Annotated in this window: 11 protein-coding genes; 7 read left to right on the forward strand and 4 right to left on the reverse strand. The window is 43.0% G+C overall.

All coding sequences use genetic code 11. The features are described 5' to 3' along the window. The first annotated feature begins 16 nt into the window (after window positions 1-16). Together FDK13_RS07180 and FDK13_RS07185 are read left to right on the forward strand one after the other, a co-directional pair. Window positions 17-3187 (forward strand): fibronectin type III domain-containing protein, encoded by a 3171-nt coding sequence (locus FDK13_RS07180; protein ID WP_137339325.1) that lies wholly within the window; start codon window positions 17-19, stop codon window positions 3185-3187. Between the two features lie 6 nt (window positions 3188-3193). Next, the gene (locus FDK13_RS07185) at window positions 3194-3628 is read left to right on the forward strand and encodes a hypothetical protein (RefSeq protein ID WP_137339326.1); all 435 of its coding nucleotides are present in this window, start codon (window positions 3194-3196) and stop codon (window positions 3626-3628) included. 144 nt (window positions 3629-3772) lie between these two features. Here FDK13_RS07185 and FDK13_RS07190 read toward each other — a convergent pair whose 3' ends face one another. Together FDK13_RS07190 and FDK13_RS07195 are read right to left on the reverse strand one after the other, a co-directional pair. Beyond that, complete coding sequence (locus FDK13_RS07190; protein WP_137339327.1) at window positions 3773-4492, reverse strand: LytR/AlgR family response regulator transcription factor; 720 nt, start codon at window positions 4490-4492, stop codon at window positions 3773-3775. Between the two features lie 168 nt (window positions 4493-4660). Further along, window positions 4661-6742, reverse strand: coding sequence for a tetratricopeptide repeat-containing sensor histidine kinase (locus FDK13_RS07195; protein WP_137339328.1), 2082 nt, complete (start codon window positions 6740-6742; stop codon window positions 4661-4663). A 964-nt stretch (window positions 6743-7706) separates the two neighbouring features. Here FDK13_RS07195 and FDK13_RS07200 point away from each other — a divergent pair. The 5 genes from FDK13_RS07200 (at window position 7707) to FDK13_RS07220 (ending at window position 13257) form a co-directional block, all read left to right on the forward strand. Beyond that, the gene (locus FDK13_RS07200) at window positions 7707-8636 is read left to right on the forward strand and encodes a helix-turn-helix domain-containing protein (RefSeq protein WP_137339329.1); all 930 of its coding nucleotides are present in this window, start codon (window positions 7707-7709) and stop codon (window positions 8634-8636) included. 164 nt (window positions 8637-8800) lie between these two features. After that, window positions 8801-9565, forward strand: a complete 765-nt coding sequence (locus FDK13_RS07205) for a luciferase domain-containing protein (RefSeq protein ID WP_137339330.1) — start codon at window positions 8801-8803, stop codon at window positions 9563-9565. A 63-nt stretch (window positions 9566-9628) separates the two neighbouring features. Further along, window positions 9629-10198, forward strand: a complete 570-nt coding sequence (locus FDK13_RS07210) for a YceI family protein (RefSeq protein WP_137339331.1) — start codon at window positions 9629-9631, stop codon at window positions 10196-10198. Window positions 10199-10239: 41 nt separating this feature from the next. Next, the gene (locus FDK13_RS07215; protein ID WP_137339332.1) at window positions 10240-12714 is read left to right on the forward strand and encodes a TonB-dependent receptor; all 2475 of its coding nucleotides are present in this window, start codon (window positions 10240-10242) and stop codon (window positions 12712-12714) included. A gap of 39 nt (window positions 12715-12753) precedes the next feature. Then, entirely contained in the window at window positions 12754-13257 is a 504-nt protein-coding gene (locus FDK13_RS07220; RefSeq protein ID WP_137339333.1) for a heme-binding protein, read from the forward strand. Between the two features lie 363 nt (window positions 13258-13620). Here FDK13_RS07220 and FDK13_RS07225 read toward each other — a convergent pair whose 3' ends face one another. Then, complete coding sequence (locus FDK13_RS07225) at window positions 13621-14055, reverse strand: response regulator transcription factor (protein ID WP_137339334.1); 435 nt, start codon at window positions 14053-14055, stop codon at window positions 13621-13623. A gap of 133 nt (window positions 14056-14188) precedes the next feature. After that, window positions 14189-15706, reverse strand: a complete 1518-nt coding sequence (locus FDK13_RS07230; RefSeq protein ID WP_229215938.1) for a capsule assembly Wzi family protein — start codon at window positions 15704-15706, stop codon at window positions 14189-14191. Window positions 15707-15736 lie beyond the last annotated feature (30 nt).

Consider the following 15736-nt stretch of genomic DNA (forward strand, 5'->3'; position numbering starts at 1 on the left):
TTGAAGTGAACATAAAATGAAAACATATCGAAAAATTCTGACAGGTCTTATCCTGATGACACTTCTTTTTACCGGGACAAAAGGCTTTTCACAGGGAAGTTCTCCCAAACTGCCAAGAAGCCTGACTGTTGATTCAAAATCAACAACTTATATTATCATCACATGGATTGACTCAGACTTAAAGACAAGCGTCAATTTTATTATAGAACGCTCTGCTGATGGAGGAAATAGTTTTAACGCCATCGGGACATTAGGTTCTCAGCCATCACAATCGAATCCACAGTACACCGACCCGAACCTGAACCCAGCAACACAGTATTGTTACAGGGTAAAAGGGAAAAATACGTTCGGCGAATCGGCCTACTCAAATATTGCGTGTGGTACTACCGATGCAATTCCTATCCCACAAGGCCTGAATGCCACAGCAACCAGCCCCAATAGTATACAAATTACCTGGACAAGATATGGCGGCAAAGACAGTGGTGAAACGATCATTGTAGAGCGTTCTACTGGTTCTGGCGGCTCTTTTTCTCAGGTTGGTACTTCAACGGCCGACTTTACAACTTTTACCGACAATGGCGTGTCACCCTCAACACAGTACTGTTACAGAATCAAAGCCAGAACAAGTGGAAAAGATTCCGGGTACTCCAATGTTGCCTGTGCCACTACCCAGCAAACGGCACCTGCTGCTCCAAGTGCACTGATTGCCCGATCTCTGGATCCAACATTTCAGATCCAACTCAATTGGATTGACGGCTCTAACAACGAAACCGGGTTTGAAATAGAGCGGAGTACCGATAATGTAAATTTTGTAAAAATAGCTACTACTGCAGCCAATATTTCCCAATACGTTAACTCAGGCCTGGCAGCTGAAACACGTTATTATTACAAGGTCAGAGCTGTAAATGCGGTAGGATCCAGTGGGTATACCAATGTGGCCGACGCCATAACCAATCCTGATCCGCCAACAGTACCGGTCAACTTAACGGCCACAGCAGCCAGTGAAAACCAGATAAACCTAAACTGGGCAGATAATTCGAACAACGAAACCGGATTTGAACTGGAACGTTCCCAGGATGGCACTAACTTTTCCAAAATTGCGGACGCTGCTGCAAATACCACCTCGTATTCAAGCTCCGGATTAAGTCCGAACACCCAATATTGGTATCGGATCCGTGCAAAAAACAACGGGGGTACCTCTGGTTATTCCAACACGGCCAATGCAACCACAAGAGATGTTGCCCCTGCTGTGCCTCAAAATTTGTCCGCGACACCAATTTCCAATATCCGGATTAATCTAAACTGGATAGACAACTCCGGAAACGAAACAGGATTTGAGATAGAGAGGTCAGCAGATGGAAATAGTTTTTCCAAAATCGCCGACCTGGGTGCAAATGTGACTTCCTATGAAAATACGGGGCTTTCCACGCTGACAAAATACTGGTACCGGGTCAGGGCGAAAAATACGATCGGCAACTCAGGATATTCCAATGTTGCAGAGGCGACTACCCTGGATATACCCCCGGCAGCTCCTTCCGCGCTGACCGCCACAACTGTTTCCAGCAGCCAGATTGATCTGAACTGGACAGATAATTCCGCGAATGAGTCTGGTTTCGAAATTGAAAGATCCGTCGATGGTTCTAATTTCACAAAAGTGGGTGATACCAGTGCCAATGCCAGCACTTTCCAGAGTACAGGACTTATCCCAAATACCAAATACTGGTTCAGGGTCAGGTCTAAAAATTCACAGGGTGGTTCTCCCTACACCAACGTAGCCGATGCCACCACCAAAGATGTTGCGCCGGATGCACCTCAAAATCTTACAGCAACGCCGGCTTCCAACACACAGATCAACGTCAGCTGGACTGATATTTCCGGAACCTATGGAACCGAAACAGGATATGAACTCGAAATATCCTCTGATGGAGCCAGCTTTTCCAAAATAGCCGACTTGGGAGCTAACGTAACCAACTATCAAAATACTAACCTTACTACACTTACAAAATACCGGTACCGGCTGCGGGCAAAAAATGCGATTGGTTACTCTCCCTATTCTAATATTGCAGAAACGACAACCTTCGATGTACCACCCATTGCGCCTTCCAGCCTTACGGCAACCATGATCTCCAGTAGTCAGATTGATCTGGGCTGGAAAGATAATTCTGCCAATGAAACAACTTTTGAAATTGAACGATCTACCGATGGTACAACCTTTGATAAAGCAGGCGAAGTCGGACCCAATATTACAGCCTATCAAAGTACAGGACTCCTTCCTGCAACAAGATATTGGTACCGGGTGCGGGCGAAAAACAGCGTTAACCCTTCTGCTTATTCCGATGTTGCCAACGCCACAACCCGGGATGTGCTGCCCAATGCACCGGAAGCGCTAAGTGCAACCGCTATTTCATTTCAACAAATTGACCTGACATGGACAGACAAGTCGGGAAACGAGGCTGGCTTCGATATTGAGCGATCAACGGATGGGACTAATTTCAGCAAAATCGCGGGTGTTGCTGCCAATGCTACCGCATATCAAAACACAGGCCTGAATCAACTGACCAAATACTTTTTCCGGATAAAAGCCCTCAACGCAATTGGTTCCTCAGCCTATACCAACATAGTCGATGCAACAACACCCAAAGCACCGATTCCGGATAAGCCAAAAAACCTGACAGCGACCCCGATAGATTTCGACCTGGTGCAGCTCACCTGGGACCCGGTATCAATAAACGCCACAGACGTGGTAATAGAGCGTTCCAGGAAACCTGATACAGATTTTGTCGAGATTGGCACACAGACAGCCTCAATCACCAGATTCGCCGACAGGGAAATACTGGAAGTTCAGGATTACTATTACCGGATAAAGGCTGTTAACGCAGCCGGGGGGTCCACATACAGCGACCTTGCCAATGTAAAAGGGTCATCTATTATAACAGGCACAGAACCTGTGCAAAAGAGCAATCTCGTTTATGCGTACAACAAAGTGCTGCATATTGCAAGAATAAAACCCGGCAGAGCCTCGGTAAAAATCTTTAACATAAATGGCTCAAAAATTAAAGAATTTGAAATTTCACAGATTTCCCAAACGGATTTACAACAGCTTACCCCTGGAATTTACTTCGTGGTTTTGGAGGAAAAAAATCAGGTAACCAAACAAAAAATAGCGATTCTCTCACCTCAAAACTAATTCGAAATGAGATCATTAATTAAAATATTTCTGGCCACAAGTTTTCTTATGGCTGCCTGCGAGCCAAAGCAACCGGAACCGCTCCAAATAAGAAAGGTCTGGAAAGCCATAACAGTTACTCAAAATGGTGCGGTGGTATATCAGCAAGGCGCTGCCAATAATGCGCGTCCCAGCTATTCCATGTTCAGACTGGATCTGACTTTGACAGATCAGGTAACATTTATTGATCTGGATGGTAGAAAAACAGTTGGAAGCTGGTCACTTTCAACCGATAATCAACGGCTTATTTTAGAAAATCTGGTTCCCCCACCAAGCGAATCAACCGGCAACATTGAGTTTTACATTACCGAAGCCACGAAGGATCAGCTCAAATTAAAACGAACCACCGAAAGCAGGAAAACGGGAAACAGCATCAACGAATATGTATTGGTCCCACAGTAAGTTTTCAACTCTTTTGACGATCCGCCTTCTGCTACATTCTAATCAGCTTCAATTAACCGGGAACTGCAAACAGAAAAAACTCTCAGCAACCTTAATAGACATACAATGAGATACCGTAAGAAAAAACGAGACAGATTTTGCTCTTTATATCTTCAATCGGGAAACGGACGAGCGGTAGGTCTTCCCGACCGGTATACTGGCATTTTGACAAATTATTTCCGTTTGACGCAGTTCCTGTATCTGGCTAACCGCAACTGCATAGCTCCGATGGACTCTCAAAAACCGCTCAGGAGATAGCCTTTCCATAAAGAATGTGATTGACGACAAGGTAACATAGTTCTTTTTGGCTGTTACTATTTTAGTGTAATCTTGCATAGCTTCTATGTAAATAATATCACTTTGAGCAAGTTTCACCTGATTATATCCTTCTTTAATAACTAATGTATCTTCTTCAAGAAGCACCTCATAGGCCTCAGCTTTTTGTTTCATCGCCCAATACTCCTGCACTCTGCGAACGGTATCTTTCATACGTGATTCGGTAAGCGGTTTAAGGATATAGTCAAGTACTGAAAGCTCAAATCCTTCCAATGCAAATTCCGGATGGGAAGTAACGACAACGATCATGGGTACCTCGTTACGGACTTTTCTCAACAGATCCATCCCGTTGATCTCCGGCATTTCAATATCAAGGAATATCAGATCTGGTTTTATATATTGTTGGGCTCCATAGCCTTCCAAAGCATTTGAAAAATAACCGCAATTTAAAAAAAACGGATACGGTCTCATATATTCTTCGATGGCCAGAAGATCCAGCGGACTGTCGTCAATGGCAATATAACGAATTGGAATAAATGCGGAGCTCATTTCGGTAGTTGATAACTGGCACCAATATAGTAAAAAGCTACCATGTCTGCCACTATCAATTCAAATTCGCTCCTATAACTTTGGTATCAATTATGTTAGAAAATTATATGATCAAATGCAATCGGGTAACCGAAAAACTCTGCCACCATTCTCTTATTTGTAGTAAGCTCAACTTATAGAAAACCTCAAATTCACTTGGGTGGAATCACCTTTTTTATTTTCAAAATTAATCGAGACCCCTGTTTTTCGGGAAAGCTCATCAACCAGTTTCAACCCCATGCCGGAAAGACCATTTTCGGTACTGGCTAATATTTGCTCGTATTGCTCCTGCGTGAAAGGGGCTCCGGAGTTTCGAATGGAAAGTGTGGTTTCTTGCTTATTTTCAACATATTCTATATCAACAACACCCTCGATCCACGAAGCTTTAATAGCATTTTGCAATAAATTCCTGACGACAGTTTGCAGATAGTAAAGATCGGCTTTCACAAATGTGGATTGTAATATCTCATTTTGGATCTTCACCTTTTTCGCATCTATATTAAGCTCTAAAAGTTGAAGACTTTGGTCCAGGACCACCTTAAGATCAACTGGTCGAATGTCAGTCTTAAACTGATTCATCTGGCTTTTGGACCACAATAATAATTCTTCCATCGTTTCTAAAAGAGATCCAGTGGCTGTTTGGATTTTATTGCCAAGCTCAATTTTTTGATTTTCGTTCAACAAATTCGGATTAAGCTGTTGTAACTTCAAAAACTGATAAACCTGATTTATTGGAGACCTAAGGTCATGGCTGATGATCCCGAAAAGCTTTGCCTTTGTCTGATTGGCTTCTTCCAGATCATTGTTGAGCTGTGTGAGTTTTCTATTCTGTTCATGAAGCAGATCGGCTGTACGCTTTTTATTTCTGTAAATGACAATTAGTAACGTGACAACGAGTAACGTGAGTAGAATACCTCCAATTAGCCAAAAACTTTGCTTTTTGGCATAGGTTAATTCTACATTTTGGGCATCAATTTGCAATTGCTTGTTCTTGTTTTGAAACATAGCCTCCATTTCAGCCAGGTTCAGCGAAATTTTCTGATTGGTAAGCGAGTCGGAAAGGGAGATGTATTTGTCAAAATACGCCCCGGCATCTTTCGGGTCTCCAGACATGATTTCGACAGCAGTTAAAGACTTCAATAACTCCAGGTACTGCTCTTTATTATACAAAGCAGAGCCAGGCTCGGAAATTTTGTAATACTTGGCAGCATTTTTATAGTCTTTTAAACTCTTGTAATAGTCCCCATAGCTCAAATTGACACTGGACGTCATAATTTCCTTGTTATCCTTCCTGGCCTGTATATCAGCCTTATCCAGGTAAAATTTCGCCTGTAAATATTCCTTTCCCTCCAGAGACAAAGTCGACATAATCAAGCTGGAAGATACCAGCTCAGACCAGTTTCCATTTGTTTTTGCAGCTGTCTCATGCAACAAATTATAATATTTCAGAGCCTCCTCTTTGTTTTTTAATAATGCATAACTCCTCACATATTTACCATAAATGGATATATCCATAATAAGCGCCAAACCCAAAAATGGTTTGGTCTCGTTTAAATATTGAAGCGCCTTCTGCGGTTGTTTCAACTGAAGGTAAACCTCCGCTACCATCATTAACCGGGCAGCATAATCCGTTTTAAGCTTGACGATTTTTGTCGTATCTATTATCGGCCTGTACAACTCAATACTCTTTAAAAAATTTTCAAGAGCCGTTCCGTAATAAAACTTTTGTTGCTGGTTATACATTCCCAAATTGAAGTAGGCATCCGCTTTTATTTTTGGATCAATAATATCTGGCAGGCTATGTTTCAGTTTTTCCGCAGCTCCATCTGCATCTTTACTAAGCCCCATATAATAATTTATCGATATCAGATTACCGAGAGGTTTCAAACTTTTATCGATCATTTTCCCCGTAACGGCAACAGCATACGATTGCTCAAAATGCTCTTTTGCAGATTTAAAATCCTGCTTATAATAGTATCCCGTCCCCATAGCCTGATGAAAGGCATATATGTACTCGTAGTCCTTTTCATTTGCAATTTTCAGCCCCTCCCGCCCTTCCTTAATCAACAAATCCAGGCTTTCGGGCTTTCCCGAGAACTCAGCTATAATTCTCTCACAGCTTGCGCGCTTTTCGTTAAGCAATCCGATACGATCCGCTTTTTGCGCGAATGCTTGCAGGCTAACAAGCAAAAAAAGAGTAATGAATTTCATAGTTTGTTGTTAAAAAATTTAGTACCGAAGAAATTTCTAATCCTTTGTCTATCTCAATAAGACAATCTAGGTCATAAAAAATCAAATTACTGAATAGCAAATACATCAAATTCAAGAGCTTTCACAAACTCATCATTCTGCTACGTAATCCTATGATCTGCTGTCCAAATTCTCCATCCATACTTTGAGTTAGTCTTAGTTCAAGCCTCTGGTCGAAATACCCTAAAGAAAACCAGACAACAAGCAATGAAACTAAACCGGGCATTCCGTAGCAGGCATAGTTGCTGCTTGCCCCTTCAAATCAAAAAACACCGGCTTTACTGACAGGTATATCGGATGCTAAAATAGGCACACAGACTCAGGAATACGGAAATCGTGATCACATATAATCCGACATTGCAATCGATGAGAAATAATTGATTAACAAACAAATATAGCAAAATAAAACACTTCCGGGGTAAGATTCCCTGGTCAAAAACTCTTAAATCAAAAATCTCGATTTGGGAATAATCAGACATTTATTGTTTTCCATACACAAGTAGTCATGGTGATTTGACCATCTAAATCTTTACTGCTTAAGCTAAAAGTCTGCGCTTGAGATATACTTGTCATAAAAATTATTGTGATTACGGTTATCAATAAATGTCTGATTTTGTTTGTGTTATAAACACTAGTTTCCTGCGGGAACTAGAAGGATAGATGATGCCAAAGTTTTTGAAGCAACGGCCTCTTTTACTTCTGCCGGGCGAGCAGCGGCTATTCATCCCAAAGTACTGGTATTAACAGCGTAAACGGTAATTTCATAATGGTAGGTTTCTCCGACAGGAGGACAAACCCCAACATAATCCGGAACAATACTGTTTCACCTATTTTCTCGATTTTATTAGACTCAACCATTTTTCTACAAGATTTTAAAATCATCATTCAATGAGATTTACAGAGAGAAATCCAGTATTTTGCCGGTATGGCAGAAACTACTGAACACATACCCCTATTAAATTCAATCTCAGATTTTTTCAGAGTCTATGGACTTGGAAAACCTGTTGATAATGACATCATGTGTATGCGTTTGCAGGATCAGCCAGACAAGCGGCTGATGACCATGCCTCTTTGCAGGACCAACTTTTACCGGCTCATTCATTTGACCTCCGAAAATCTTTTTCATGTTCAGGAAAATAAAAAAACAGAGATTGGCGCGAATACCCTTATTTTCAGCTACCCGGGAAAACTGGAATCATGGAGCCGGTCAGGGAAGCTTTATGGTAATGTCATTTATTTCTCGAAAGACTTTCTGCCATTGGATACTGTCCGTCCCGGATATGAAAACATGTACCCCTATTTCACTGCTGACACCGCTTTTCCACTTCCAATCACAGATCAGCAGGCCTTAACCCTGAAACTGCTTTCAGATGAAATGATTGAGGAAATCGATTCGGCCAGCCCCGATAAAATAGAGATGCTCAGGAAGCTCCTCACCGTTTATCTGCATAAAATAAAACGAATTTACCTCGCCAACACCGGTACGCTGACCGAAAAAACAAAAGAAAACCGTTTGCTCTACAATTTGTTCCGGAAACATCTCGAATCTTATATTGTACAGCTCGGAGCCGGGCAGCAAACCGTCATGCCGTCCGTGTCAGCACTTGCCGAAATGATGAACGTGAATCCGAACTATTTGAATTCCTCAGTTAAAAAGGTGACTGGGCAAACGGCCTCTGTGATCATACAAGAAAAGCTTTTGCTGGAAGCGAAGGCTTACCTGATCCATACCTCGTTACAAGTTGCTGAAATTGCCTACCGGCTGGGCTTTGAAAATCTTTCCTACTTCAACCGCTTTTTCAAGAAACATACCCAAACCACCCCTTCTGAATTTCGTAAGTCCATTATTTTGTAAGCAGCCACAGGTTTGTGGCGTATCGAGGAAAGTGCTATCATACCTGTAAAAAGTACTAACTGCAACACTTCAGGGAGCGTTTACTTTGTAACAACATTTGAAACCAATCAACAGTTGTTGCAGCGATGAAAACGTTCCCGATTATCTCAATCCTTTGTTTTTTTATGGCCATTCTCGTTTCTGCTCAGAAACCAGATACTGATACCATTCAGGCGGTAAATGATCCGGTCAAAATACAGGCTGCGGTTAATTCCGATATCCAAAAAAGTCTTACTCCGGCAGAATATCAGGATTATCTGGCCTGGGTTGCCCTGGGCATTGGTGGGTTACCTCACACGCCCGAAGGCTACCGGACTGTAAAAAAGATAGGTATGGCAATGAAGGATCCGCTGGATGTAAGCAGGATTACTCCATATATCGGTAAAAAAGGGGATTTGGCTTCATTGAAAAATTTACCAAAACGCCTGGGCTCAAAACCATCCATTGCTCCGTTCGCGGTACCGCACCGCCAGACCAACCAGCATAATACGGAGCAGATCAGAAAAAAACAGACTGAATTATTTGATACAGCAGTAGAAGGTTCGCACGGTCAGCTGATTTATAGAAACTCGTATCTGGAAAAGCACAGCCCCGGCATTTTCCTGGCAGATCCTGCCAAAGGGAACCAGACCGTTGTGGGTATTTCTCACGCGGAAATTGGCCACATCCATGCATTTGACGGATCCATGCACCTGATTATCAGCCCGAGCGACACGAAAGAGGTAATCGATAAAGGATGGGGAGAACTGCACGGCCTTGCAAATGGAGAAGACAAGGTAGCCAGGACTTACATGCTGATTTACTCTCCGCGCGATGAAAATGAGCTTGCTGTAACAAACCAAATACTGGACGCAGCAATCAAATACAGCAGTTATCCTGCCCACCAGTAATTATATACCTAAACAGTTCAACCAGAGTTTACATATCGTTTTTAAATCAAAAGATCAGGAACCATGAAAAAGACAATCCCGGTACTCGCATTTATTTTACTGCCCTTCCTGGGCTTTCCCCAAAGCTGGTCACTGGATAAAGCCCATGCAAAGGCAGGTTTTACGGTAACCCATAACCTGATATCGGAGGTAGATGGTTACTTCAAAAAATTCGACGCCAGCATCACCACTTCCAAACCCGATTTTTCGGACGCGGTCTTTGAAATGAGCGCTGAAACCGCAAGCATTAATACAGAAAACGAAATGCGGGACGGACATTTGAAAGGCGATAGTTTTTTTGATACAACAAAGTTCCCCATCCTCGTATTCAAAAGCACATCCTTCAGCAAAGTGAGTGGGAACAAATATAAAATGACAGGTAACCTGACCATAAAAGGCACCACCAAACCCGTTACTATGGATGTCACTTTACTCGGGCCAAATATCGATGAGCGAAGCAAGAAACAAATCCTGGGAATTAAAGTCACAACAAAAATTGACCGGCAGGATTTCAAAGTAGGCACATCACTTGCTTCAAAAACAGTGGCCGATGAAGTAGAGCTGCGTGCTACCGGCGAATTCAAACAAAACTAGATCTGCCTGGCTTATTCTTCTCATCTATCGACTCACACCCCATGAAAATACACCAAACGCTGATCATGATTATTTGCTTGCTTGTTGGCTCTCAGGCAACCTGCTTAGCCCAGGCGACTGTGAAACCTGATGTAAAAATAACCGAAAAGGGTTTGGGAAAAATCGCAGGAAACGTGGTTGACAGTATTTCTGCAAACCCGGTTGAGTATGTCACGGTAGCTTTATTTAAAATGCCGGATTTGATCAAACCCGTTAACGGAGCAATGTCGGATGATAAGGGAAAGTTTACACTCTCTGAGCTCGTTACCGGATCTTATGCCATTAAAATTTCCTCGATGGGATATCAGGAAAAATGGATAACGGCCCCGAAGGTAGATGATAACACGGTTGCACTCAAAAATGTAAAGCTGTCTTCATCAGCCCGGCTTTTGAACGAAGTATCAGTTACCGGGCAGGCTTCGTTGATTGAAGAAAAAGTGGACCGTCTGGTTTATAATGCAGAGAAAGATTTAACGGCAAAGGGAGGCGACGCGACTGAAATATTAAGAAACGTTCCGCTGCTTTCTGTCGACCTGGATGGGAACGTATCGTTGCGTGGAAGCCAGAATATCAGGGTGCTGATCAATAACAAGCCCTCCACTATTTTGGCTGCCAGTATTGCCGATGCCTTAAAACAGATTCCGGCAGACCAGATCAAATCAGTCGAAGTCATTACTTCCCCTTCGGCTAAATATGACGCGGAAGGTTCTGGTGGTATCATCAACATTATCACCAAAAAGAATAACATTGAAGGCATGTCGCTAACCATCGACAGCGGTATCGGAAACCGCGCATCGACTCTTGGGCTGAGTGGAAGCTACCGGAAAAGAAAATTCGGGATCAACCTGAACGGTTCCGGAAGGGCCATTTATAACAAAGCTATTTACGATTTTACCCAACATACCATTCTGACCGATATTACCACCAATCAGTATTCAAATGCAAAACACCTCGGAGGCTTTGGCAACTATGCCCTGGGACTGGATTATGATTTGAAAAAGAACGAATCACTCTCAGCTGGTGTCCGGTTTGGTACCAGGGGTTTTTCCAGAAAACAGGATATGTCGGTCAGCCAACAGGTTGGTAATGCAGCCCCTACGCTTTCAGGCCGTGATATTGACAGCAAGGATTTTGCCAATTCGGTAGACGTAAACCTGGATTATATCAAAATCATCAGGCCGCAAACCGAGCTTAGTATTTCCACTTTATACAGCCGGGCAGATTTGACCAACAATTCGGACGCCTCCTTATTTTCTGCTTCAAGGCAGCTGCAAGGAACACAGAAAAACGACAACAAAAGTAATAACCAGGAAGCCACGATCCAGGCAGATTACACGACGCCCATCAACAAGTTCCAGCTACTGGAATTCGGGGCGAAGGGTATTTTCAGGTCGGTCAAAAGCAATTATAGTTACAGTTTTTCGCAGGCTGTTACCAGTCCGGAAAACCTGGACATTACGGGTGGAAATCTGGAATATGGGCAAAATGTCGGCGCAGCTTACCTGAGTTACATGCTCACCACCCGATCAAAATGGACCGTTAAAGCAGGAGCAAGGTATGAGCTGACGGCCATTGATGCGTCTACTCGTAAAACAGGCAAAATAAACATTCCAACGTATCAGAATCTGGTCCCGAGCATTGCCATATCAAAGGCAGCAGGACCGTTTACTTTCAAGGGTGGATATAACCGTCGTATCCAAAGACCCGGTATTCAGCAGCTTAACCCGAATATCAACATCGTCAATCCACAAAATCTGATGACCGGAAACCCGCAGTTAAGACCCGAGCTGACCGATAATTACGAACTTTCATCGAGCGGTCCGGTCGGTAAATTTTATATCAACGCAGCGGTTTTCACCCGCCAGACTGCACGCGCGATCTCGCAGGTCAGGATACCCATTGATTCTATCGAAGGCGCGACCCTGACCACTTACCGGAATATTGGGAAACAACATGATTATGGTGCCAACCTTTACGTATCCTGGCAAATCCTGCCCGTCTGGAGTGTAAACGGCAGTATTGATGCCTACTACTCCATACTGAATGGTGTTTCGGCTGGCAGGGACGGAGCAAACATTGCTGTAACGAACCATGGATGGTATGCCAACAAACGCTTTATGACCCAGATTTCGCTCCCCAATAATTGGAAGGTTCAAGCCAATGGAATGTTTAACGGAAAGGCTCTTCAATTGCAGGGACGAATGGGTGGCTATATGCTTTATTCATTTGGTTTTAGAAAAGATTTCAAAGGCAATAAAGGCAGTCTGGGTATTACGGGCGATAATATTTTCAGTAAAAGCATCAAGGTATCAGGTGATTTCTCTTCGCCGCTTTTTGTCCAGACAACCAGAAATCAACTTATAAACAGAGGTGTGCGATTGACTTTCAGCTACAAAATTGGAAAGATAGGTACCGATGTCAAACGCAAAACGAAGGGTATTAAAAATACGGATGTAAAAGAAGGCGAAGGCAATTAACAATAAATAATTCCATAATCTTAACTAATCAATCCAGATATGAAAAAGCTAACATTTTCATTTTATTGCCTTATCAGTTTATCTGTTGTAAACATTGGTTTTGCGCAAGGTCCGCCGCGTGGCGGCACACCAGCGTCAATGGATTTAGCAACTGCCAAATCTTTAACAGAAGCTACTGTAACTGCCGCCAAGGCTGCCAATGCCAATGTCGCCATCAGCATCGTGGACGCCAATGGCGACCTGGTATATTTTGAAAGAATGGACGGTGCAATCAGTATGGCAGTAACCAGTTCTCAGGGAAAAGCGCGTGCTGCCATACTCTTTGGCATACCAACAAAAACAGCCGCGGAAGCCGCAGCGGCAGGAACAGCTTTAAATGCTAAAATTACACCATCCGGAGCCGGCTCCTCTGCCATTGCAGTACAACAGGGAGGACTTCCGATCATGAAAGATGGGAAAATAATAGGTGGTATCGGCGTAGGCGGATCGTCACCTGGCAATGATGAAGCTTTTGCGCAAAAAGCGTTAGATGGCCAGAAGTAAATAATAACAGATCTTGTATTTCAAAATTCTGATTTGTAAAGAAATTCAAAGAATTCAGTATCGGTATGACCTGATACTGAATTCTTTATTAAGGCAGCTTCATTCAAGCCAGGATTATTTATTGGTATAATCGTATTGGCAGGTAAAATAGCCCAGTATTGACACAGTCATGATATAGTGGGACCCGAGGAATTGCAGGAAGATACTACCGTGGCCGACAACGCTTTAAGAACCTGCCTTCTGCTTAAAAGTCCATCTAATTTAGTTTTTGATTTGTCCAAAATGCGTTGTTATATAAAATCGATTGAAAAGGTCTTGATTATACTTTCTATCGTATGGTTTAATGCTAAGAACAAGACTTTATTAAATCATCCGGGTACTTACTCCCGCGTCCCTGTCCGGCGGGACATTTTTTTGATGTAAATTAAGAATTGCTTCATAACACCGTAGAGCAGCCTGAATTCTTGCCACTAATTCTCTGGTATCATAGGGTTTGACAATAAAATCATCCGCTCCGCTGCTTAATCCTTTTACTTTAGCTTCGATTGAATTGTTCTCCGACAAAAGCATAATCGGGGACGGGGTTTTGTTTAAGCGAAACTGTTTGCAGATCTCATGTGCAAGAGGTCCGGGCGTGGTAATATCGACCAATACGCAGTCGTACTTTTCTTTTAAGGCCATAGGTTCAGCGATCATTGCCGTATCAATAACTGCTACCTCGAAATGATTTAACCGCAGAACCTTGTGAAGATATTGCAAAGCACCGGGATGATCTCCAGCAATGAGTATTTTTTTCATTCAGTATCCATTATCTGACACTCATTTTGATTTTTTCCTGATCTTGATAATTTTATGGGATGGCCGGTCAGACGTGTAATAACGGGTTGCAAAATATTTCCGGCTTTTTTAATATTCTCATAAGATTTTGTCTTTAATTTTTTTTATTACCGACTGGGCTACGAAAGCCAAAATCCCTTCTCAGACTCAGACCGAACGCTTTGGCGTTTGGATATAACTGCCCGATATCGAGCGCATAGGACGCTTTAATGGCAGTATTGCCCGACCTGTCCAGGGAGAGCCCGACCGAAAAAATTCCGGAAAACTGTGATGGTTTTTTCAGAAAAGGTTCGTCATACGTACCAATGTTGCTGGAGTAAGAAAGCTTGCTGCTCCACTGGATTTTTTGAAGGAATGTCCCGCTGAACCCAAAGTGAAACACCGAAACCCTGTTGTTGCTTGTAAAAGAATCTGAATAACCAGGCCATTTCCAGTTCGTATCGGAAGTTGGAGTAATAAACGGAGTACCAATGGTTCGGTCAAAATAGGACCAGCCGTCACGAATTTGTCCGTTATTGAAATAATTGTCGCGTCCAAGCACTGTTTCCAGATCCCAGACAGAGCCCCCCTGGCTTTTGGTAAATAAAAATTCAACGACGATTGCGCTTACTTCGAAATTTGCTCCATAGGAGTTGTTCTTTCTGATGCTGATCCCATTGAGTCCGTCTGCTATGTTTAAAAGCTTTGATAACGATCCGTCTTCGTAGATATTCTGCCGGTAGATAAACCAGCTGTATTCATGGCCGATGTACTGTATTCCAAGATCGATCGATCCGAGATGATTGCCGATCCGGTTATTATAGTCGAATTCAGTCAGATCGTCTCCCAGAAAATAGCGCTGTCCCGTAATTACGTTGATGTAGTTTTTAAATCCGTCCGGCAGTTTGCCGTCCTTGGTATAATAAGGAGACTTGCCTCCCCATTGCACCTGGTGATTGAAGCCACCCAGCAGTTTTAGCCGACTATACTTATTTCCAATTTTTAAATACAACGCTTTCTGGTGTAGCTTTAAACCGCTGGTCACAGGCCTATTATTTTCAAAAAAACCATCCGAGTAAAACGCGTTAAAGGATAACCACCCCTGGGTAAAAGGTACATTGACAAAACCGATTGTTCCGATTTGTATTTTAGGAATTGGCATTGCATTTCCCGACCAGGCATAGGAGCCCGTACCGAGTGTGGAATCAGCAAGACCGACCCACTGCTTTTTTCTTCCGGCAAAAATTTCCCAATTCTTGAATCGTAAAGTTGCATGAAGTTGGGGAAAAAGAAGCTTCGAGCTTTCCGTTAGATTACCTACCGCTTCAATCCCGAAGCCCGCCCGCCATACGTTTTTGGCCCTGTTCTTGTGAGAACCAAACCTGATATACTTTTCAAAACCGGATCGAAGTGTTGCCGCAGGACTTGATTTGGGAATTGTTCCGAACTGATTGGCCTGCATCCAAAATGGCGTCCGGGAACCAGAGCCCCCAAAAGCACCAATTTCAATGTAATTTACAGTTGAATCCGAATATGTTTGCGCGGGCACCATCCGATCCTGAGCCGACACCTGAGCACTACTGAATAGAACAAGACAGCCCAAAACCAATTTCACACGATAAAATACAAGCATGCCATTAAGTTTAAGGCCATCCTGCAAAGC

Origin of the sequence: Dyadobacter frigoris (assembly GCF_005280585.1) — a bacterium.
Classification (GTDB): domain Bacteria; phylum Bacteroidota; class Bacteroidia; order Cytophagales; family Spirosomataceae; genus Dyadobacter; species Dyadobacter frigoris.